The sequence below is a fragment of the Natronorubrum halophilum genome (genome assembly GCF_003670115.1).
In the GTDB taxonomy this organism is placed as follows: Archaea; Halobacteriota; Halobacteria; order Halobacteriales; family Natrialbaceae; genus Natronorubrum; species Natronorubrum halophilum.
Genome location: NZ_QQTY01000002.1, coordinates 81216 through 99469 on the forward strand (window position 1 = coordinate 81216; position 18254 = coordinate 99469).

Below are 18254 nucleotides of genomic sequence, written 5' to 3' on the forward strand. Positions count from 1 at the left end.
ACTCCGGAGGCGGACGCCGGTTTCGCGGATCGAACGCGCGTTTTCTCCGCGCCCCCTCGACCGTCGATTCCGCGGTCGGTGCTGATTTAACGGTTCCGTCCCACCCGTCCACAATGACGCTTCCGGTCGAAGTACTGCTCGGGCTCTACCTCGGTCTGTTGACGGGAATCGTACCCGCCTTCGTTTCCGGGTCGCTCGGCTTTCTGGTTCGGTATTTCACCGGTGTGACGCTCCCCGGCTTCGGTGTCGTCGTCCTCGCGCTCTCGATCGCCAGCGTGCAGGGCGGGTTGCTCGGCCTCGTCGAACCCAATATCGCACAGTCGCCGCGGCTGTTGGTCGCCGTCCTCGTCGTGCTCATGCTCGCCCTCTACGCCCACAACCAGGGCGACAAACTCGGTGCCGAACTCCCGCGTCGGCTCTCGTTCACCTCGATTCGCCAGCGGACGCTCTCGACCGACGTCGTCGAACTCGTCGGTAACATGGGTCGCGTCACGGTTCGGCCGACCGGCGAAATCCGAAACATGGAGGGGTATCCGCCGCTCTCTCCCGACCTCCACAGAACGATCAAAACCGGATCGTGGAGCCTCCCCGCCGACATTCCCCTCTCGGAGCTCGAGGTCCGTCTCGAGGAGCGCCTGCGGACGGACCACGACCTCGCCGACGTCGACGTGACGATCGACGAGCAAGCGCGCGCGACGATCATCGCGGCACCGCCGTCGAGCGGCCTCTCGCGACGGGTCCCCGAGGGAAAACGCGCCGTTTCGATCGCGACGCTGGTGCCGACGGGGCTGGCTCGCGGGGACACGGTAGCCATCCGCGCGGGCGATCGGTCGGTCAGCGGCTCGGTACTGAGCGCCAGAACCGAACTCGACGAGGAACGCGGCGAGGCGGCGGTCGGCGACGACGCGGACGAACCCGGTGGAACCCCCGTCCCCGACGGCGGCGAGACGGAACCGGAACCCGAACCGGCTGCCAGAACGAGCGCAGCAGCGAGCGTCGGCGGCGTCGGCCGGGTCACCGTCGCCGTCGCCCGCCGGGACGTCAAGCCGCTGCTCGAGGCCGAGAGCCCGCGGCTGGTCGTCCGGTCGCGAGGGACGAGTCGCGAGTTCGAGGCCTTCGCGCTGGTCAAGCGGGCCGGGTACGTGATCCGTCGCGTCACCATCGGCTCGAGCGGGGCGGTCGACGAGACCGTTTCGTCGTCGGACGTCCTGGTGCTCGCCGTCCGGCGGCAGGGAAGCGAGACGAGCGGCCGTCGCCACGGCTGGGTGTTCGGGACCGGTATCGAGCGTCGTCTCGAGGCCGGCGACGAGGTGTTCGTCGCGGGGCCGGAGGCGGCGACCGAGGCGTTCGTGGAGGGGATCGCTCGATGAGGGCGGTGTTCGCTCCGCGCTCGGCGCGTCCCGCTCGAGGTGAGCGCGCGTGATCGATCCCGTGGTCGCACAGTCGATCGCGTCGGAGACGCTCCTCGATGCGATCCTTCGGCTCCTGGGGTTCAGCCTCCTCGCGGGCGGGACGGCCGCGGGTGCGGCGTTCGTCTTCCACTGGTACAGCGCCGACGAGATTCCCGAGGGGGTCGCGATCTTGCTCGGCGTTTCGATGGTCGCGATCTGGCTGAACACCAAGACGGCGCTTCAGCAGGCGATCATCGGCGATACGGGAATGCTCGAGCCGAGCACCGCCGTCTACACCGTCGCCGCGTTCGTGGTGAGCGCGATCGCCGCAGACGGCGGCCGGCGACTGGGGGAGCACCTCGCCCGGAACGTGTTCTCGATCACGGCGGCCCGGACGATCACCGAAGTCGGCCAGCTCGTTCGCTCGGCCGGCCGCGTCGTCACCGTAGAACTCCCCGACACGATCGAGGATATCGACGGCTACGATCCCGTCGACGCGTCGACGAAAATCGAACTGGCCGGAGAGACGTTTCTCTTCCCGCGGCGACTGCCCCTCGAGCAACTGCGCGAGCGGTTGATCGTTCGCCTCGAGCGCGATCACGGAATCGGCCACGTCGACGTCGAACTCGCGGCCGACGGCACGGTCGACTACCTCGCGGTCGGCAGCCGCCCGGCGGGTATCGGCCCGACGCTCGCGCCGGGGAGCGTCGCCGTTGCGATCCGCGGCGATCCCGCAGCCGACGCCAGTCCGGGCGATGCCGTTCGCATCTGGCGACGCGAGGGGGACTCGCTTCGGCGAGCAACCGGCGGCGAACTCCGCGGGGTCGCCGACGACGTGGTCACCGTTGCTATCGATGCCGACGACGCGCAGACGCTCGCGTCCGACGCTCTCCACCGGCTCGTCACGCTCCCGCGGAATCCCGGCGCGGAACGAGATCTCGTCTCGCTGCTCCGGGCGGCCGACGAAACCGTGACCACGCTGTCCGTCACCGCGGGCGACCCGCTCGAGGGGGTGCCGATCGATTCCTTGCCGGTGCTCGTCGTCGCCGTCGAGCGCGAGGGTCCCGAATCCGGCGACCGGCTGGCGTTTCCGGCGGGCGACACGCGACTCGAGGCCGGCGACGTGGTCTACGTCCTAGGCCGTCCGGAGGCGCTGCGTCGGATCGGCGAACTCGACGGAAACGGCACCGTTCCCGACCCCAGCCCGTAATCCGCTCTCAGCGGCGGTCGAAAACGCACGCGAGAGCGGTAGCTACTTGGCTCCGGCACCGATACCGCCACGTATGACTCTGGAGTGGAAGCTCTTTGCCGACCTCGCCGAACGTGCGGGTGACAAACGCGTTTCCGTCGACGTCACGGCCGGGGACACCGTCGGGGACGCGCTCGAGGCCCTCGTTGCCGGCCGACCGGACCTCGAGGAGCGCGTTCTCGACGGCGACGGCGAGTTACGATCCCAGATCCACGTGCTCCGGAACGGGAACAACGTCCTCGTCGACGAGGAGGGCCTCGAGACGGAACTCGAGGGGGACGACGAACTGGCGCTGTTCCCGCCGGTCAGCGGCGGCTAACGGATCACGGCGCACCGTTCGTTTTCCGAAGCGTCCCGCTCGACTCGATCGGTGCGTTCGTCGACGACTCGATACCGGCGGGAAACGTCCGCGCCCTCGGGGTGGATCAGTACGGTGCCATCCTCGCAGTAGGGCTCCTGAAACCAGTCAGCGGCGACCGGGTAACACTGTAGCAGCGACGTCCCCTCGGTGAATGCGCCTGCGAGCGTGATGTGTTTGCGGATGTCCGGTGCGATGACGACGAGGGTCCCCTCGAAGCCGCGGTGTCGATCGGGTGTCTCGAGTCCGGTGTCGGTGAACGCGAGTTCGCCGCCGTCGACGACTTCGCTGGGTTCGTACGGAGGGTGTTGCATGGGTTCGATACGTTGCTGATTTCGCTGACGGGTCATGAACTCCGAGGAGGATATTCTGAGCTGGAAACAGCTCCGCCTCGAGATCGAGATGACGCGTCACTGACGTGGCTTGTCGTCGCTCGCACCGTCGCGTTGCTCGGCCGTCAGATCGATCCCGAGGACGAAGTCCGGCTCTTCGAAAATTCCGGCACCGGCGTACGGCGCGTCGGTCACGTACCGCGCGGTTTCGGGAATCAAGACGCGCGCGCTGTCGGCACCGCACTCCGCGGCGTCGCGCGCGATCGCCGCGAACAGCGAACGCGCAGCATCGACGTCGTCCCACACGCCGACGCCGTACTCGGCCCACGTCTCGGTCTCGCCGCCGTCGGGTTCGTCGTCGCCGTCGTCGGTCTCGGTTTCGACGGGCCGCTCGTAGGTCCGCGAGCGGTAGGCCGCTCCCGCGAGTCCGTCCTCGCACTCGACGGCGAACACCGCCGTCTCGTCGGCGAGCCGTTCGAAATCCGCTCGAGCGAGCTCTCGAACCGCCCACGATTCCTCCGGTGCCAGTCCGAGCCCGCTCAGCCGTTCGCGCGCGTCGCTGTGGGTCCAGTAGCGCCACGCCGCCGCGGGATCGCTCGAGACCCGACAGGGTCCGTCGGCGGTCGGATCCGGCTCGGGACGGGCGAACCGAAACTCGGTGATCGGGTCGTAGCCGCTGGTCCGTGCGGCACCGAGCGAGGCCGCGTTCCACGAGAAGATCATGACGCGGGCGACCGTCGCGCCCTGCGCTCGAGCCCACTCGAAACAGGCCTCGTTCAGTCGTCGGCTCACGCCCTTCCGCCGGTGGGCCGATGCGACGCGCAGCCCCTGAAACCACGCCTCATCAGGGGTGAGCATGACCGCCTGGATGACGCCCGCGACTTCGCCGTCGATCTCCGCGAGGAACGTCTTCTTTCCCGTTTCGTCGTCGTCCTCAAGCCAGTCGTGGTAGATCTCCGGGATGTAATCACCGCCGCGGTCGGGCCAGATGTCGCTCGTGAAGGCGGCGACGGCGTCGTAATCGTCGTGGGTCGCGCGGCGGATTTCGATCACCGTCTCGGCTCCGATCGCCGTTGTGGAGGGTTCGTCCGTCATTAGTTCTCACATACTCGTCCCGCACATGGTCGTACGGTGCTGGAACGCGGCTCTTTCTCGCGCTCCGTCGCTCGAGCGCTCACTCCCAAGGGACCGACCGCTCCTGAATCTCGCCGGCCAGCGAGGTCTGCATCGCGGCCTCGACGTCCTCGCTGTTCTCGAGCGCCCACATCAGTTTCACCTTCGCGGTGCCCGGCAGGGTGTCTCCCGCCTCGACGACGCCCGCCTCGAGCAGGTCGCGGCCGGTGTCGTAGACGCGGTCGCAGACGCGCCCCTCGAGACATTGACTGGTCATGACGACCGTCGTCCCGTTCTCGATCAGCTCCTCGATCCGGGGGATCAGGTCGGTGTGGACGTGTCCGAGACCGGTCCCCTCGATGACCAGGCCCGCCGCACCCTCGACGACGTCGAGGAAGGCGGGGTCCATTCCCGGCGTGAACTTGAGGAGTTCGACGTCGCGCTCGAGGGACGGGGCGAGTTCGAGGGCGGCCTCGTCGCGTTTCTGGTAGTCCCGCCGGAACTCGATTTCCTCGCGTTCGTAGTCGATTTCCCCGAGCGGCTTCGCACCGACGGTCTCGAACGCGTCGCGCCGGGAGGTGTGATTCTTCCGAACACGCGTGCCGCGGTGGAGCGCACAGACGTCGTCGTTCTCGGAGGCGTGCATGCAGACCAGCACCTCCGCGCAGTCGCTCTTCGCCGCCTCGACGGCCGAAACGGCGTTCATCACGTTGTCGGAGGACGGCCGGTCGGCCGAGCGCTGGGAGCCCGTAAAGACGACCGGGACGGTCGTCTCGAGCATGAACGCGAGGACGGACGCCGAGTACTGCATCGTGTCGGTGCCGTGCATGACGACGACCCCGTCGGCTCCGGTTTCGATCTCTTCGCGCACCGCTCGAGCGAGGTCCTGCCAGATCGGCGGCTCCATGTTCTCCGAGAGGATGTTCGCGACGACGCGCCCGCGGTAGTTCGCGCGGCCCGCGAGGTCGGGAACGGCGCGCAGGACGTCCTCGGCGTCGAACTGCGCCGTCACGGCACCCGTCCGGTAGTCGACCGTCGACGCGATCGTCCCGCCCGTCGAGAGCAGTGAAATCGTCGGCAGGTCGTCGTCGAACTCGATTTCGGAGCCGCTCTCCTCGTCTGCGTCGTCCGCGCCGTCGATCTCGTAGACGTCTTCGGCGAGGAGTTCGATGTCGGCATCGTCTCGGTCGACGCCGACGTTGTAGCCGCCCTCGAGTTTCACAACGAGGTGTTCGTCGGTGCTCGAGGGGAGCAACACGCCTTCGTACGTGCGATCCGCGCGGTCGACGCGAACGCGATCGCCTGGATTCATGGCTCAGCGTTGCGCGGCGTTGGACTTGAAGGCACGCTTTCGTACGTCCCCCGCCGCTAGCCGAACAGCCCGAGCAACACCAGCCCCAGTCCGGTCAACAGGAGCACGCCCGCGATCATCGCGGTCAACATCTGTAGCGACGCCTCGTCGTCGTCGTCCAACTCGAGTCGCGGATAGAGATGTCGGGCACCGACCAAGGCACCGATCCCCAGGGCGAGTGCGCTGACACCGAACGCGAGCAGTTCGGCGTTCATCGTCCGTTAGTATCCGTCCTGTGGTGAAAAAATAGCTCCCTCGAATCGTGTGGCGAAAACCGGCGTCTGAGCCGTCAATCCTCCCGTGACTCACACTTCCACAGGTCATCCGACGTACGCACCCACGGCAGCGGACAGAAACACCGTCCCGATCGCGAGGCCGCAGATCGCGATTCCGGTCCCGAGCAGTCGCATCAGGTCCGTCATCAACTTCGGATACTCCGGCTGGGGCTCGAGGTTCGCGACGAGGACGGAACAGAAGATGCCGACTGCAGCGGCGAACAGCCCGAACGCGGCCGGCGGAACCCACTCCATGACACCGGTGGGGTGGCCGGGGTCCTATACCCTGCGGCCGAGCAAGGAAAAAACCCATGCGGTCTCCCGACCAACGGCTCACTATGAGCGACCGCTCGGACGAGGTGACCGAGAGCCGGGACACCGAGGACCTCCTCGAGGAAACGGAGAACCTGCTGTCCGGGACGGGTGGCGGGACCGAAACGAGCGAGTCACGGACGTCGGCCGACGCCGAGGCTGGTCGGTCCCGGAAGCCGGGTCCGAACTCGCCAACTCCGGATGCTCCCCGCGGCGAGGACCCGACGGACGATGGCTCGTGGTGGTCTTCGTCCGCCGAATCCGCCGAACCCCGATCCGACACGACGGCCGGGTCCTCGCGATTTGACAGGCTGAAGTCGTGGCTCTCGGTCGATAGCTTCTTCTCGCCGAAGGCGTTTCTCGCGCTCGTCCTCCTCATCGGCTCGGGGCTACTCGCGGGCGCGACGGTGTTGCCGTTCGGCGGTCGAATGATCGGCATGTTCGCCGTCGCGTTTATGATCGGGTTAGTCACGTCCAAACGGCGTTACCTCGAGGTGGCGGCCGCCGGCACGTCGGTCGGTGCCGTGTCCGCGGTGGTCGGAAACATGTTTCTCGCCGTCGCCGGCTCTTTCCAGACGGTCGTCGCCGTCGGCGTCGCCGTCGGACTGGTCGCGTGTCTCATCGGGTACTACTTCGGCCGCGACCTGCGCGACGGGCTGTCTCGCGACATCGAGTGACCGATACGCGCCGCTTCGTCTCTTTTCACTGACCGCGAGAAGCGTTCGTCAGCCCGTCGTCAACTCCCAGCCCCGCTCGGTTCGACGGACGACCCCCTTGTCCGCCATCGACTCGAGAATTTCGGCGACGACCTCGCGAGGCGCGTCGATATCCCGGCCGAGTTCGCCGACCGATTTCGGCTCGGTGCGAATACTCGCCAACACGTCGGCGTAGATCCGACTCTCGGGGCCGGTGCCGACGGTCTCTGAGATCCGATCGAGAACGTCACAGAGCTGTCCCTGTACCCACCGCTGGGCCAGCGAGAGTTCGTTCTCGAGTTGCTCTAAGTCCTCGAGGGAGCCCAGTAATTCGTCGATTTCGCCCGTCTCGTCCCAGGCGATGTCCAGCGTGAGGTGCCGACAGGTCGTGATATCGAAGCTGCTGTTCGCCGGATAGGCGCTCTTGCTTGCGAAGCCGTAGGGCGAGACGTTGACCTCGAGACGAACGTTGCGGGCGATGTGAAAGTACTTCCGGCGCTGGTCGTCGACCCGACTCTCGATCAGCCCCGCCTCCTCGAGCTTTCGGAGGTGTTCGATGACCGCTTTGGGACTCACGCCGAGATAATCGGATATTTCGGTGACATAACAGGGTTTGCGGGCGAGCAGTCGGAGAATGCGTCTCCGGTTTTCGTTCCCCAACAAATCCAACAATGCGGCGGAGTCCATCGAGAGGGGGTTGGGGGTCGCCGCTGAAAAGCGTGTCTGCTCGCTCTGGTAGTCAGTTCCGTCTCCGGGACACCGCCACGCGATACCGCGACCCCGTTTATGGCTGTGTACAGGCGTCGAGCGGTTATAACGAGTTTCAGTCGGTGCTATCGTTGTCAGGCGAGCCCGCTCCTGATGCGTCGCTCGAGTCGTTCGTCGGATCGATATCCGAGCCCTGTCCGATGCCGCGGTCGCTCCCCGGTTCGGCGTTCGAATTGTTTTCTGGACCGCCCTCGTTCTCCTGTCCGGAGCTGGAATTGTTCGCCGAACCGGGATCTGGCCCTCGCTCGGAATCCGGGCCGTTCTCCGATGCCTGTCCGGGGCTGGAATCGTTCCCCTGACCGTTATCGGCTCCCCCGACGGAACTCGAGCTGTTTTCCGATGCCTGTTCAGGGATCGAGCCGTTTGCCGACCCGTTTCCCGACGAGGTAGCGTGAGCCGGCGGTCCCGCGTTCTCTTGGCTCTGTGTGGTACTCGAGGACTGGTTTCCCGGTTCGGCCGACGTCCCATCGCCGGGCGTTCCGCTGGAGCCGGCGAGTCCCCGCGCGATCTCGGCTACTTCGGGGCCCTCGAGTTCCGAGGCGTTCGCTCGGAGTTCGGCGAGTCGCTCGGTGTCGACACCGACTTTCTCGGCCCGGTGCTCGGTCCGCTCGGCCGAGCGGTTGAGCGCCTGGATCTTGACGGTGAGTCGGGTCATCCGCGCCTGGTACTCACCGCGGTGGAGTTCGTCCTCCCGCTCGCTGAGTGCCTCGCGTTCGGCCTCGAGTTCTCCGAGTTGCCCTTCGAGGTCGTTCGTACGCTCGAGAACGAGGTCCGCCTGACTGTCGTTGTCCGCCGCGCCGTACTTCGCTTCGAACATTCCGGCCTCGACCGTGCTCTCGGTGTCGGCGGCACTGGATTGCATGAACGTCGAAACGGAGGTCCCCGTCTCCGACTCCGGCGCGTCGTCTCCACCGTCGTCGGCGAGTACGCCCACGACGGCACCGCTCGCCGCGGGGGCGACCGTGAGCCCGATGATGGCGACCAGCACGAAGAGTGCGGTCGACCGAGTGGTAGTCATTACTGACTCCGTCGTATTGAACATACTAAAAAGACGGACCTTCGTTCGAACCGTTCAATTCGTCCAGAAGCGTTGCGAGTTCGTTCGAAACGTTTACGCCAGTTTCAACTACCGTTGCTCTCGTCCAACCGGGGCTTGAAGCTCGAGATTCTGATTCTCTGCCTGCGGTTTACGCCCGGCAACGGTACTCCCGGCCCTGGGCGCTGTCGACTCACCACCTTACCCTGTGATTATTGTTCACACTCGCCGTTTAATCGACCATCCATTCTACGATTGTTGATATCCATCCACACAGTACGACCAATCGTACAATTTAAAACGGGACGACGACCGTTCTTCCCCATTGATTGTCCTTCGACTTAACTCTATCCGAAAATAGTTATCCCTCGCCGCCCCGTGTGTCTAGTTAGCATGTTTGAGGTGTTTTCGCGGAGCTACTACCTCGGACGACTCTACGTGACTCCCTCCGGCGGGGACCACGCCCTGATGCACAGCGAGCAACACGAACGGATCAACGAGGAGGTCTACGCGACCGGCGACGGTATCGAGCGCCTCGACGCGCCGCTGGTGATGAAACTCGAGTCACAGCACTTCCCCGTCCACGGCGACGAGAACGTGCCGACGAACACGCTCGCCCTCCCCGAGTCGGTGCTCGAGGGGAGCGACGTTCGAAACCCGCCCTCGCTTCGAGAGGTGCTGCTCGCCCGTCGCGAGCGCGCACAGCAGTTACTCAAATTCGCCGGCGGGTGGTCGTAACCGTCGAATAAACGGATTACCGGCGCAACCCAGAGGGGTTCGGGGCCGCCCCGGGGACGGCTTTCGACCGACGGCATCCGGCCCCGGAAACGACCGGCGGTCGCCGGAACCTAGAAGTATTTTCGCTTCGCCCCTTCGACCGGATGCTTGATGAGTTGCTCGGCCGCGCCTCGCTCAAAGCGCGCATCGACGAACTCGAGGAGGAAAACGAGCGCTTGCAAAACCGCTACGAGGCCGAGTCCGAACGTCGGGCGGACGCGGCCACGGCCAGACAGGAGGTCGAAGCAGAGGTCAACCGACTCGAGGACCGTATCGCTCAACTCGAGGGCGAACTCGACCGGACGGACGTGGACGAGTCCGCCCTCGAGATCCGCCGTCGCGAACAGCTTCGCGGGAGTCGACTCGCCGAGATATTCGATCGACTGACGTCTGTTCGGACGGCACCCGAAGGTGCCCTGACGGCCGTCGTCGACGAGCACGGTGGCGTCGACCGGCTTTGGAACGACTTCGATATCGACCTCGAGGGCGTCCTGGGCGACCGAACCGCGCTCGTCGACGACGCCGCGCCCTGCGTGTTGTGCGTCGACGATGCCGAGCTGGTCGCCGTCACGCTCGAGCCGCCGGCCGTGCCCGACCGCGACCCGGCCGCCGCCTGGTCAGATCGGTTCCGCCTCGAGCGCGAGTGGTTCCTCCCGACCGGGCGCTACGCGCTCGCGCTCGTCCGCACCGATCTGTTCGCGCTCGGCGTCTACGAGGGCGACGAGCGCGTCGACTACCGCGGCTTCGAGAGCGACGTCAAGGGAAGCCACTCGAAGGGCGGGTTCTCACAGGCGCGCTTCGAACGCATCCGCGACGACCAGATCGACGACCACCTCGAGCGCTGTGCGGACGCCCTCGCCGACGCCGAGGGGATCGATCGCCTCTTCGTGGTCGGCCAGCGCGGCGTCGTCGACACGCTCGTCGAGGAACGAGACCTCGAGCCCGCCGGAACCGCCGCCGTCGACGCGACCGGCGACCCGAAACCGGCGCTCGAGGACGCCCACCACTCGTTCTGGACGACCGATCTGCGGGTGCTGTAGCCCGCTGGTATCGATCTCGGCCGTTCCGATCCGTTCCGATCCGTTCCAACCGGTCGTGAACCCTCTCCACTTCGCTACCGTCGTCAATATCTACCATTAAGTAGGGCGTTACCGATGCTCCGGTATGAACGTCGCAATTCTCGCTCACGAGAAGTTCCCGAACCGGGCCAAGACCGCACTCGGCGTGTTGCGCTACGCCGACTACGACGTCGTCGGCGTCCTCGACCGCGACAACGCGGGACGGCGGGTCAACGACTTCGTCCCGGACGTACAGGACGCACCGATTTACGAGGAACTGGCCGACCTCGAGGCAGACGACGTCGACGCCCTGTTGATCGGGATCGCGCCCATCGGCGGCGGCCTCGACGAAAGCTGGCGTCCGGACGTTCGAACCGCGCTCGAGTACGGCTGCGACGTCATCTCGGGACTGCACTACTTCCTGAACGACGACGAGGAGTTCGCCCAACTTGCGGCCGAGAAGGGCTGTGAACTCCGGGACGTTCGGAAGCCGCCCGAAGACCTCACGGTCAGCCAGGGCATCGCCGGCGAGGTCGACGCGGAGGTCGTTCTCACCGTCGGCACCGACTGCTCGGTCGGCAAGATGACCGTCTCGATGGAACTGGCTCGAGCGGCCCGCGAGGCCGGCCACGACGCCGCCGTCATCCCCACCGGCCAGACGGGGATCATGATCGAAGGCTGGGGGAATCCGATCGATCGCGTCGTCTCCGATTTCACCGCGGGTGCCGTCGAGGAGATGATCCTCGAGAAGGGCGACGAGCACGACTACCTCTTCGTCGAGGGCCAGGGCAGTATCGTCCACCCGGCGTACTCTGCGGTCACCTGCGGGATCCTCCACGGGTCGATGGCCGACAAACTCGTCCTCTGTCACGTCGCCGGCCAGGAGGCGATCCACGGCTACGAGTCGTTCTCGCTTCCCGACCTCGAGACGTACGTCGACCTCTACGAGGGACTCGCCGCACCGGTCGCGGAAAGCGAGGTCGTCGCCGGCGCGATAAACACCGCCCACCTCGAGGACGATGCCGACGCCCGCGAGGCGATCGACGAGTACGCCAGCGACGTCGGCGTTCCCGCATCGGACGTCATCCGCTTTGGAACCGACGAGGTACTCGAGACGTTACTCTGAGATGACCCTCGAAACTTCCTTCCAGCGGCGCTCGCTCCCGCTCGAGTACCCGTTCACGATCGCTCGCGGAACGACGACCGAGACCGAAGTGGTGACGGTTCGCGTCGAGGATGACGACGGGAACGTCGGGATCGGCGGTGCGGGGCCGTCTTCGCACTACGGCGAAACCGCGGCGACCGTCGAGGCCGTCCTGCCCGACCTGCTCGCGGTGGTCGAAGCCGTCGACGATCCGCACAACCTCGCGCGGATCGAACGCCGCATGCGCGAGACGGTCGAGCGCAATCCGGCCGCGCGGACCGCGGTCAGTATCGCCTGCCACGATCTCGCGGCGAAACGGCTCGACGTTCCGCTCTACCGGTACTGGGGGCTCGACCCCGCCGACACGCTCGAGACCTCCTACACCATCGGACTCGACGAGACGGAGACGATGCGCGAGAAGACGGAAACGGCCCTCGAGCGCGGCTACGGGATCTTGAAAGTCAAACTCGGAACGGATCGCGATATCGAAATCGTCCGGACGATTCGGTCCGTCGCGCCCGACGTTCGCCTCTTCGTCGACGCGAACGAGGCCTGGACGCCCCGCGAGGCGGTCGCGAAGATCGACCGCCTCGCCGAGTTCGACCTCGAGTTCATCGAACAGCCCGTTCCCGCCGAGAACCGCGAGGGGCTTCGGTTCGTCTACGAACGCTCGGTGCTGCCGATCGCCGCCGACGAGTCCTGCATCACGCTCGAGGATATTCCGCGGATCGCAGACCGGTGTGACATCGCGAACCTGAAGCTGATGAAGTGTGGCGGCCTGCGGGAAGCGAAGCGAATGATCCACGCCGCTCGCGCCCACGGTCTGGAGGTCATGTGCGGCTGTATGACCGAATCAAACGCCTCGATCGCCGCGGCCTGCCACCTCGCGCCGCTGCTCGACTACGCCGACCTCGACGGCTCGCTGTTGCTCGCCGACGACCCCTACGGCGGCGTCCCGCTGTCGGACGGCCGAATCGAACTCGACGGCCTCGAGCGGCCGGGAACCGGCGCGGTCCTCGAGTAGTCACGCGACGGGACTGTCAGGACAGCCGTCGACAGGGATTTACAACGATCGTCGGTGTGGAATCCCCGATATGGACGACGAGAGCCGAACCGTCTCCCGTCGGACGCTTTTGCGAGCCTCGGCGAGCGGAGCCGCGGTTTCGACGGTCGGGACGGGGCAAGTGAGCGCGAGCGACTCCGATGAGGTCCAACCGCGATTCGACGATCACTGTCCCGACGCGACCCTCGAGCCGACGATGGGACACTGCGTGGAGGGCGGCATGGACGGCTGTGCGGACGAGCACCCGGCGACGGTGGAACTGCGAACAGCGGTACAGCGGTCGCTCGAGGAGCGCTATCCCGACGTCGCCGCGCTGGTCGACGCGGGGTACAAGCCGTACTTCGACACGCTCGATCGGGACGACGACAGTTACGCGCACTGGATCAATCCGGCGTATATCGGCGACGACGCGATTCTCGATCCCGAACGACCGGCGTCGCTGCTCGTCGACGGCGAATCGTGGCGGTCGATCGGCGCGATGTTCGTGGCGACGCGCGACGGCGAGCGGGTCGATCCGCCGCCGGTCTACGCCGAGGACGCCCACTGTTCGCCCTGGCACTACCACGCCGGCCTCCCCGGGCGGTTCGCGTGGTGGTACTATCAACAGGTCTACGAGCAAAACGCCGCCGACGGGGACGTCCGGCTCCCCTGTCGGACGCCCTGTATGCTCCACGTCTGGGCCGTCGACCACCCCGAGAGCGTCTACGCCCACCACGCGCCGCCGGTCGAGAACCGCGATCTGGACCCGGCCGACGATCCGGACCTCGAGACCGACGCCGAACCCGGTTCCGACGCCCTGACCTGGGAGACGTTGCCGGATGACCTCGTACCCGACCGGTTGCCGGACGAGTTCGCGGCGCTGATCCCCGGATTGTAGTCGGTAATCCGATTTCGCGATTCAGAGCGAGGAAAAACGGCCGAATTCTTCGATTCGGCAGCTACGTGTGCATCCTGAGTTCCGTTTGAACGCGTTTCGATCGTCATAGTGTGCGTTACGCGCCACCTTCAGCGGGGAGAATCGGGACCGGCCAGCTTTGGCTCTGAAAGAAAGTATCTTCCGAAGTGAGTCGTTCTCGCGGGCGTCTAAGCAAAGCCTCAGCGTTTCGATAACCGCTATCGGATACTGTTGGTGCACGGCGAGTTACCTATCTAACCAGATTTGATTCCCATGCATTGGCCGGGGATCTGACTATTCGTATCGAGTGTGTAACAAGACAAACGATGCGAGACGCGAACATATCCCGACGGCAGGTGCTCAAGCTAACAGGTGTCGCGACGTCAACAGCGTTCGTCGCCGGCTGCGGTGACGGTGGCAACGGCGGTGACGGTGGTAACGGCGGCAACGGCGGCAACGGCGGCAACGGCGGTGACGGCGTCGAGATCGAACCCGGTACGCAGATCGATTTCGACGGGCAGACGTCCGGCTGGGTCGGCATCGCACCTGACTCGATCGCGGACGAGGAGAACCCGACGCTCATCCTCCAAGAGGGGGAAACCTACGAGATCGGCTGGAGCGAGGGCGACGGCCAGGAGCACAACATCGAGATCCGCGACGACAGCGACGAGATCGTCGACGACCTCGCGACCGAGACGACCACCGAACCCGGCGACGACCAGTGGTTGGAGTTCGAGGCCAGCAGCGAGATGACCTCGTACATCTGCGAGGTCCACCCGGATACGATGATCGGTGAGATTCAGGTCGGCGGTGGCGGCGGTGGCGGCAACGAGACCGACGGCGGCAACGAGACCAATGGTAGCAATGAAACCGACGGCGGCAACGAGACCAATGACAGCAATGAAACCGACGGCGGCAACGAGACCAATGACAGCAATGAAACCGACGGTGGCAACGAGACCGGCTAACGACCGCTACTTCGATGGCTCTTGTAGGAGTTCGACCAGGTGAGTGAGACGAACGAGGGAAAATCCCGACGAAAGAGGTGTACCGAACGCGGTTTCACGGGTCAAACTGCGTACCGGATCTGTGTTACTGCCTACCTGGACCGAGCACCCGCTCCGAACATCTATTATGTTGTCACGTCCCACATACGTCTCGCGTACGGCCTCCAGAACGGAGAACGTGACAGTCCGCGTATCGTCCGCTAACTGGGAGCACTGGAATCATGAATGGCGAACGATACCGGTGTTGCCGGTCTTCTGGATCGCCGGGCACGTAATCGGCTTTCTGGGCGACGTCCATCTGTCTCCCGCAGTGATTCCCGACGAAATCGTAGCGGGACTGTTCGGCGTTCTCGCGTTGCTGCTGGGCGGTATTTTCCTCGCGCTGATCGATTACTCGGCAGGGCTGCTCCACGCCTCGAGCGCGCCTTCGATCCGATCGACCGCGTCTTCGATATCGCACGCATCAGTATCGATCTCGAGTGCGTTTTCGGGCGCGTCGAACTCGCGGTAGACCACGTGGACGCCACGTTCGTCGATCGAATCCGCTCGCGACCGATTGCGCTCGAGGCAGGTCTCGAGGCTCGCGGTGACGCGAACGAACCGAACGTCCGCGCGCGCCTCGAGGGTTCGAAACTGGGCCTGCCACTCCCGCCGGTAGAACGTCCCGTCGACGACGGTGATCGCCTCGTCCGGATCCGCCGTGACTCGCTCGTACAGTTGCTCGTAGGTGCGACTCGAGAAGTCGTCGGAATGGTGGACGACGACGGATTCGCCGCCGGCCTCGAGTCGCTTTCGGAGGGCCGTGGCGATGGTCGTCTTGCCCGCGCCCGGCGGCCCGCAGACGACGAGGATCACAACCGCCAGTAGGGGTTCGGTCCCTAACAGTCGTCGGATTCGGTCTCGAAGACGAGGCTCTCCGACTACGTCTCGTTCACGCCCGAAACGATCACGCTTTCGGACGCTAGCACTCGAGGGTAACACTTCTCGGCCGCCAACAGTGCAGTAAGTTGCTCTTCCTCGAGCCTGTACTCCCGGTGCAGACAGGTGCGTCCGCCTTTCGCTTTGAGTATTCTGTTAGAAGATCGCTTCTCACCCGCAATAACGTGAGTTCTAGTCCACTCCCGATCGGGATCCGGTTCGACGACGACCTCCCGATGGACGAATCCGTCCCCTCCGGAATCGACCGCGAAATCGTGCCACTCGCCGAGCCCGTCGGTCGCTTCCAGCGCGAAGTGGAACGTACGAGTGTCGTCCGTGAAGTTTGCCAGATCCAGATACATCTCCTCCAGTGATTGGTTCCGTCGTGAATCATCACTCCGAAAATCGGCACAACCAGCGGCTCCTGAGAGCAGTCCGGCGCTACAGAGAGCGAATCGGCGCCGCGAGAGAGACATATCGATAACATACCGCAACCGAATAATAATTCTGACCTTTTCAGGGCGAAAGTACTACTCGAACGGCCGTCTCCGAGACGACTCGTCGGAGTCGCGCCTGTTCCCGTTCCGAACGGGCGGGCCGGTCTCGACGCGACGAAGGCGAGCAACGGTTTCCGCTTCCCCCATCGATTTACCGATCACGGACGATCGATCACGTATGGGCTACGACACTGCCAGCAAGACCGATCCGGAGTCAGTCATCGACGAGGAGTGGGGCGGCATGTGGTTCCTCAAGGACGAACTCGACAGCGATCACGTCGGGATCTCCGTCCTCGAACTCGAGCCCGGCGGCAAGGGGATGGAACACGACGAGGCCGACCGCGGTCAGGAGGAGATCTACTACGTCGTCAGCGGCACCGCGGAGGTCGGACTGACCGATCGCGACGAGACGGTCTCCCTCGAGGAGGACGACCTCATCCGACTCGATCCCGAGGAGACCCGCCAGATTCACAACCGAAGCGACGAACGCATAAAACTCGTGCTCGTCGGCGCGCCGCTTTGAGGCCCCGGCTGCGTGACCGAGGGTCGTAGCGATACCGGAGGGGACGGTGAGTATGGAGTACCAGCGCGCCACCGCTCGTGACCCGTCCGGTCGGACCGATCGTCAGATAACGTCGTCGGGGTCGTGAGTGTCGGCCATTCGCCTGGCTTCGGTAGCGTACTGCGATTGCAGATCGGCGTCGTCGACGCTACCGAGATTGTCGGGATCGGCGTCGATGGCGGCGGTCGTGTCTCGAGCGTCCGTAAAGGAGGTGAGCGCGCGCTCCTTGCGGAAGTATCGATCCCCGTCCGGAGTCGCGTAGGTGAGGATGATCAGGTTCTGTTCGTCGTCGGAGTAGGTCCGTTCGACGAGCCAGACGCGAACGGTGTCGCTGGCAGTGCTTGCCATAGGTCGCTGTTCGTCGCCGAGCCCGAAGTATCTCGGGGCGACGCTCACTCCCAGTCGATCTCCTCGCCGCGACTCGAGTCCCGCAGGATGAAGGGGCCGATCGCCAGCGTTCGCTTCGCCATCGTCGCGATTCGCAGGACGAACGCGATCAGTAGCAAGAACGGCGTGACGGCGATTGTCGCCGTCACGGCGACGACCCAGACGATCGTGTCGATCCCGAGTACGCTCCCGGTTACGACATCGACGTCGAAGAACAGCAGCATCGACATCGTGACGACCAGCGCGGGCACGGCGACGTACATCATCGCCCGCGAGAGGTTGATCAGCTCCCACTGGAAGTACAGCGTCTTGAAGTGCTCCCGGGCGAGGCCGAACAGTTTCAGCGACTCGAGCAGTTCGTCGTAGGCCTCCTCCGCCTCCTCGTCGAAGGAGTCGACGTGCGAGTTTTTGATTCGGCGGGCGCGAAAGATCTTCCAGGAGTAGTTGTAGTCCAGCGCGGCTTTCACGACGCTGTACGTCCCGAACTGGGCGTCCTCGAGATCGTCCCGGATCGAGTCGGCGTGGGTCGTCAGGTTGTCGACGAAGTCGTCCACGCGTTCTTTGAGCTCCTCGTCGCGGCTGTCGGAGACGGCCCCGCGGAAGTCGTTCGCTCGCTCCTCGGAGGCGGCGATGATCGCCTGGACGAACGACGCCGGCTCCGGCGGGCTGATCGGCGCGTCGATCGAACTCTCGACGTCCGTGCGGAACTCGAGCGCGCCGTCGAGGCGCTCGCGCTGGTCTTCGACGGCACCCAGTTCCTGGGACAGCACCAGCGAGTTGATGGTCACGACGAGGGTGACGCCGGTGATGAGTGCGGTGACGAGCGCCTGAAAGAGCGTGCCGACGGGATCTTTCTCGCCCATCAGCGCTTGCAGCGAGACGGGACTGAGTTCGCTGACGAGTAACAATCCGACGAAGACGAACAGCATGAACCCGGCGGTGACGAGCCACCGATTCGCGTTCAACAGGATCTCGTGTTTCCAGGTCGGATCTTCGCTCCGCTCGGCCATCGTATCGCTCGGTTGGGAACCATCGCCGCTCATCGCTTGATCGCGAGGATACCACG

At 65.1% G+C, this 18254-nt stretch carries 22 protein-coding genes; 11 read left to right on the plus strand and 11 right to left on the minus strand.

Annotated features, from left to right (window positions below):
* Positions 1-113: 113 nt before the first annotated feature.
* The 3 genes from DWB23_RS06470 (at position 114) to DWB23_RS06480 (ending at position 2959) form a co-directional block, all read left to right on the plus strand.
* Complete coding sequence (locus DWB23_RS06470) at positions 114-1370, plus strand: potassium transporter TrkA (protein ID WP_121742021.1); 1257 nt, start codon at positions 114-116, stop codon at positions 1368-1370.
* Between the two features lie 49 nt (positions 1371-1419).
* The gene (locus DWB23_RS06475) at positions 1420-2601 is read left to right on the plus strand and encodes a TrkA C-terminal domain-containing protein (protein ID WP_238717365.1); all 1182 of its coding nucleotides are present in this window, start codon (positions 1420-1422) and stop codon (positions 2599-2601) included.
* Positions 2602-2674: 73 nt separating this feature from the next.
* A complete protein-coding gene (locus DWB23_RS06480; protein WP_121742022.1) occupies positions 2675-2959 on the plus strand; it encodes a ubiquitin-like small modifier protein 1 in 285 nt (94 codons plus the stop codon).
* Here DWB23_RS06480 and DWB23_RS06485 read toward each other — a convergent pair.
* The 5 genes from DWB23_RS06485 to DWB23_RS06505 all read right to left on the minus strand — a co-directional run bounded on the left by DWB23_RS06485 (position 2956) and on the right by DWB23_RS06505 (position 6324).
* Entirely contained in the window at positions 2956-3312 is a 357-nt protein-coding gene (locus tag DWB23_RS06485) for a hypothetical protein (RefSeq protein WP_121742023.1), read from the minus strand. The two genes, DWB23_RS06480 and DWB23_RS06485, sit on opposite strands and share 4 nt — an antisense overlap.
* A gap of 96 nt (positions 3313-3408) precedes the next feature.
* Positions 3409-4425 carry a GNAT family N-acetyltransferase gene (locus tag DWB23_RS06490; protein ID WP_121742024.1) on the minus strand — a complete coding sequence of 339 codons (1017 nt, stop codon included), beginning with the start codon at positions 4423-4425 and terminating at the stop codon, positions 3409-3411.
* 79 nt (positions 4426-4504) lie between these two features.
* On the minus strand, positions 4505-5755 hold the full coding sequence (gatD, locus tag DWB23_RS06495) for a Glu-tRNA(Gln) amidotransferase subunit GatD (protein WP_121742025.1): 1251 nt from the start codon (positions 5753-5755) through the stop codon (positions 4505-4507).
* Between the two features lie 56 nt (positions 5756-5811).
* On the minus strand, positions 5812-6009 hold the full coding sequence (locus DWB23_RS06500) for a hypothetical protein (RefSeq protein ID WP_121742026.1): 198 nt from the start codon (positions 6007-6009) through the stop codon (positions 5812-5814).
* Between the two features lie 105 nt (positions 6010-6114).
* Complete coding sequence (locus tag DWB23_RS06505; RefSeq protein WP_121742027.1) at positions 6115-6324, minus strand: hypothetical protein; 210 nt, start codon at positions 6322-6324, stop codon at positions 6115-6117.
* An 83-nt stretch (positions 6325-6407) separates the two neighbouring features.
* Between DWB23_RS06505 and DWB23_RS06510 the strand changes: the two genes are divergently transcribed.
* Entirely contained in the window at positions 6408-7058 is a 651-nt protein-coding gene (locus DWB23_RS06510) for a DUF456 domain-containing protein (RefSeq protein ID WP_121742028.1), read from the plus strand.
* A 48-nt stretch (positions 7059-7106) separates the two neighbouring features.
* Here the strand turns inward: DWB23_RS06510 and DWB23_RS06515 are convergent, their stop codons facing one another.
* Both DWB23_RS06515 and DWB23_RS06520 read right to left on the minus strand, forming a co-directional pair.
* Entirely contained in the window at positions 7107-7763 is a 657-nt protein-coding gene (locus DWB23_RS06515) for a metalloregulator ArsR/SmtB family transcription factor (protein WP_121742029.1), read from the minus strand.
* Between the two features lie 136 nt (positions 7764-7899).
* Complete coding sequence (locus tag DWB23_RS06520) at positions 7900-8862, minus strand: hypothetical protein (protein WP_162989766.1); 963 nt, start codon at positions 8860-8862, stop codon at positions 7900-7902.
* Positions 8863-9273: 411 nt separating this feature from the next.
* Between DWB23_RS06520 and DWB23_RS06525 the strand changes: the two genes are divergently transcribed.
* From DWB23_RS06525 to DWB23_RS06550, 6 genes are all read left to right on the plus strand, one after another.
* The gene (locus DWB23_RS06525; protein ID WP_121742031.1) at positions 9274-9618 is read left to right on the plus strand and encodes a DUF5802 family protein; all 345 of its coding nucleotides are present in this window, start codon (positions 9274-9276) and stop codon (positions 9616-9618) included.
* 143 nt (positions 9619-9761) lie between these two features.
* Positions 9762-10697, plus strand: a complete 936-nt coding sequence (locus DWB23_RS06530; protein ID WP_121742032.1) for a Vms1/Ankzf1 family peptidyl-tRNA hydrolase — start codon at positions 9762-9764, stop codon at positions 10695-10697.
* Between the two features lie 124 nt (positions 10698-10821).
* Complete coding sequence (locus DWB23_RS06535; RefSeq protein ID WP_121742033.1) at positions 10822-11841, plus strand: DUF1611 domain-containing protein; 1020 nt, start codon at positions 10822-10824, stop codon at positions 11839-11841.
* A 1-nt stretch (position 11842) separates the two neighbouring features.
* The gene (locus tag DWB23_RS06540; protein ID WP_121742034.1) at positions 11843-12883 is read left to right on the plus strand and encodes a dipeptide epimerase; all 1041 of its coding nucleotides are present in this window, start codon (positions 11843-11845) and stop codon (positions 12881-12883) included.
* Between the two features lie 70 nt (positions 12884-12953).
* A complete protein-coding gene (locus DWB23_RS06545) occupies positions 12954-13799 on the plus strand; it encodes a hypothetical protein (RefSeq protein ID WP_121742035.1) in 846 nt (281 codons plus the stop codon).
* A 374-nt stretch (positions 13800-14173) separates the two neighbouring features.
* A complete protein-coding gene (locus DWB23_RS06550; protein ID WP_238717397.1) occupies positions 14174-14785 on the plus strand; it encodes a hypothetical protein in 612 nt (203 codons plus the stop codon).
* A gap of 429 nt (positions 14786-15214) precedes the next feature.
* On the opposite strand, the gene DWB23_RS06555 is transcribed toward DWB23_RS06550, so the two are convergent.
* Together DWB23_RS06555 and DWB23_RS06560 are read right to left on the minus strand one after the other, a co-directional pair.
* Positions 15215-15679: an ATP-binding protein gene (locus tag DWB23_RS06555; RefSeq protein ID WP_121742037.1), complete on the minus strand. Its 465-nt coding sequence runs from the start codon at positions 15677-15679 to the stop codon at positions 15215-15217.
* A 65-nt stretch (positions 15680-15744) separates the two neighbouring features.
* Entirely contained in the window at positions 15745-16104 is a 360-nt protein-coding gene (locus DWB23_RS06560; protein WP_121742038.1) for a hypothetical protein, read from the minus strand.
* Positions 16105-16417: 313 nt separating this feature from the next.
* Here DWB23_RS06560 and DWB23_RS06565 point away from each other — a divergent pair, with 313 nt between their 5' ends.
* Positions 16418-16762 carry a cupin domain-containing protein gene (locus tag DWB23_RS06565; protein WP_121742039.1) on the plus strand — a complete coding sequence of 115 codons (345 nt, stop codon included), beginning with the start codon at positions 16418-16420 and terminating at the stop codon, positions 16760-16762.
* Positions 16763-16864: 102 nt separating this feature from the next.
* Here the strand turns inward: DWB23_RS06565 and DWB23_RS06570 are convergent, their stop codons facing one another.
* Positions 16865-17149, minus strand: coding sequence for a hypothetical protein (locus DWB23_RS06570; RefSeq protein WP_121743028.1), 285 nt, complete (start codon positions 17147-17149; stop codon positions 16865-16867).
* A gap of 44 nt (positions 17150-17193) precedes the next feature.
* Positions 17194-18231, minus strand: a complete 1038-nt coding sequence (locus tag DWB23_RS06575; RefSeq protein ID WP_121742040.1) for a hypothetical protein — start codon at positions 18229-18231, stop codon at positions 17194-17196.
* Positions 18232-18254: the final 23 nt, after the last annotated feature.

Coding starts and splice junctions, on each gene's coding strand:
- gatD (WP_121742025.1), bottom strand. CDS start 5,755: ATGAATCCAGGCGATCGCGTTCGCGTCGACCGCGCGGATCGCACGTAC.
- DWB23_RS06525 (WP_121742031.1), top strand. CDS start 9,274: ATGTTTGAGGTGTTTTCGCGGAGCTACTACCTCGGACGACTCTACGTG.
- DWB23_RS06520 (WP_162989766.1), bottom strand. CDS start 8,862: ATGACTACCACTCGGTCGACCGCACTCTTCGTGCTGGTCGCCATCATC.
- DWB23_RS06505 (WP_121742027.1), bottom strand. CDS start 6,324: ATGGAGTGGGTTCCGCCGGCCGCGTTCGGGCTGTTCGCCGCTGCAGTC.
- DWB23_RS06515 (WP_121742029.1), bottom strand. CDS start 7,763: ATGGACTCCGCCGCATTGTTGGATTTGTTGGGGAACGAAAACCGGAGA.
- DWB23_RS06510 (WP_121742028.1), top strand. CDS start 6,408: ATGAGCGACCGCTCGGACGAGGTGACCGAGAGCCGGGACACCGAGGAC.
- DWB23_RS06570 (WP_121743028.1), bottom strand. CDS start 17,149: ATGGCAAGCACTGCCAGCGACACCGTTCGCGTCTGGCTCGTCGAACGG.
- DWB23_RS06575 (WP_121742040.1), bottom strand. CDS start 18,231: ATGAGCGGCGATGGTTCCCAACCGAGCGATACGATGGCCGAGCGGAGC.
- DWB23_RS06530 (WP_121742032.1), top strand. CDS start 9,762: ATGCTTGATGAGTTGCTCGGCCGCGCCTCGCTCAAAGCGCGCATCGAC.
- DWB23_RS06535 (WP_121742033.1), top strand. CDS start 10,822: ATGAACGTCGCAATTCTCGCTCACGAGAAGTTCCCGAACCGGGCCAAG.
- DWB23_RS06565 (WP_121742039.1), top strand. CDS start 16,418: ATGGGCTACGACACTGCCAGCAAGACCGATCCGGAGTCAGTCATCGAC.
- DWB23_RS06470 (WP_121742021.1), top strand. CDS start 114: ATGACGCTTCCGGTCGAAGTACTGCTCGGGCTCTACCTCGGTCTGTTG.
- DWB23_RS06490 (WP_121742024.1), bottom strand. CDS start 4,425: ATGACGGACGAACCCTCCACAACGGCGATCGGAGCCGAGACGGTGATC.
- DWB23_RS06500 (WP_121742026.1), bottom strand. CDS start 6,009: ATGAACGCCGAACTGCTCGCGTTCGGTGTCAGCGCACTCGCCCTGGGG.
- DWB23_RS06545 (WP_121742035.1), top strand. CDS start 12,954: ATGGACGACGAGAGCCGAACCGTCTCCCGTCGGACGCTTTTGCGAGCC.
- DWB23_RS06560 (WP_121742038.1), bottom strand. CDS start 16,104: ATGTATCTGGATCTGGCAAACTTCACGGACGACACTCGTACGTTCCAC.
- DWB23_RS06485 (WP_121742023.1), bottom strand. CDS start 3,312: ATGCAACACCCTCCGTACGAACCCAGCGAAGTCGTCGACGGCGGCGAA.
- DWB23_RS06480 (WP_121742022.1), top strand. CDS start 2,675: ATGACTCTGGAGTGGAAGCTCTTTGCCGACCTCGCCGAACGTGCGGGT.
- DWB23_RS06540 (WP_121742034.1), top strand. CDS start 11,843: ATGACCCTCGAAACTTCCTTCCAGCGGCGCTCGCTCCCGCTCGAGTAC.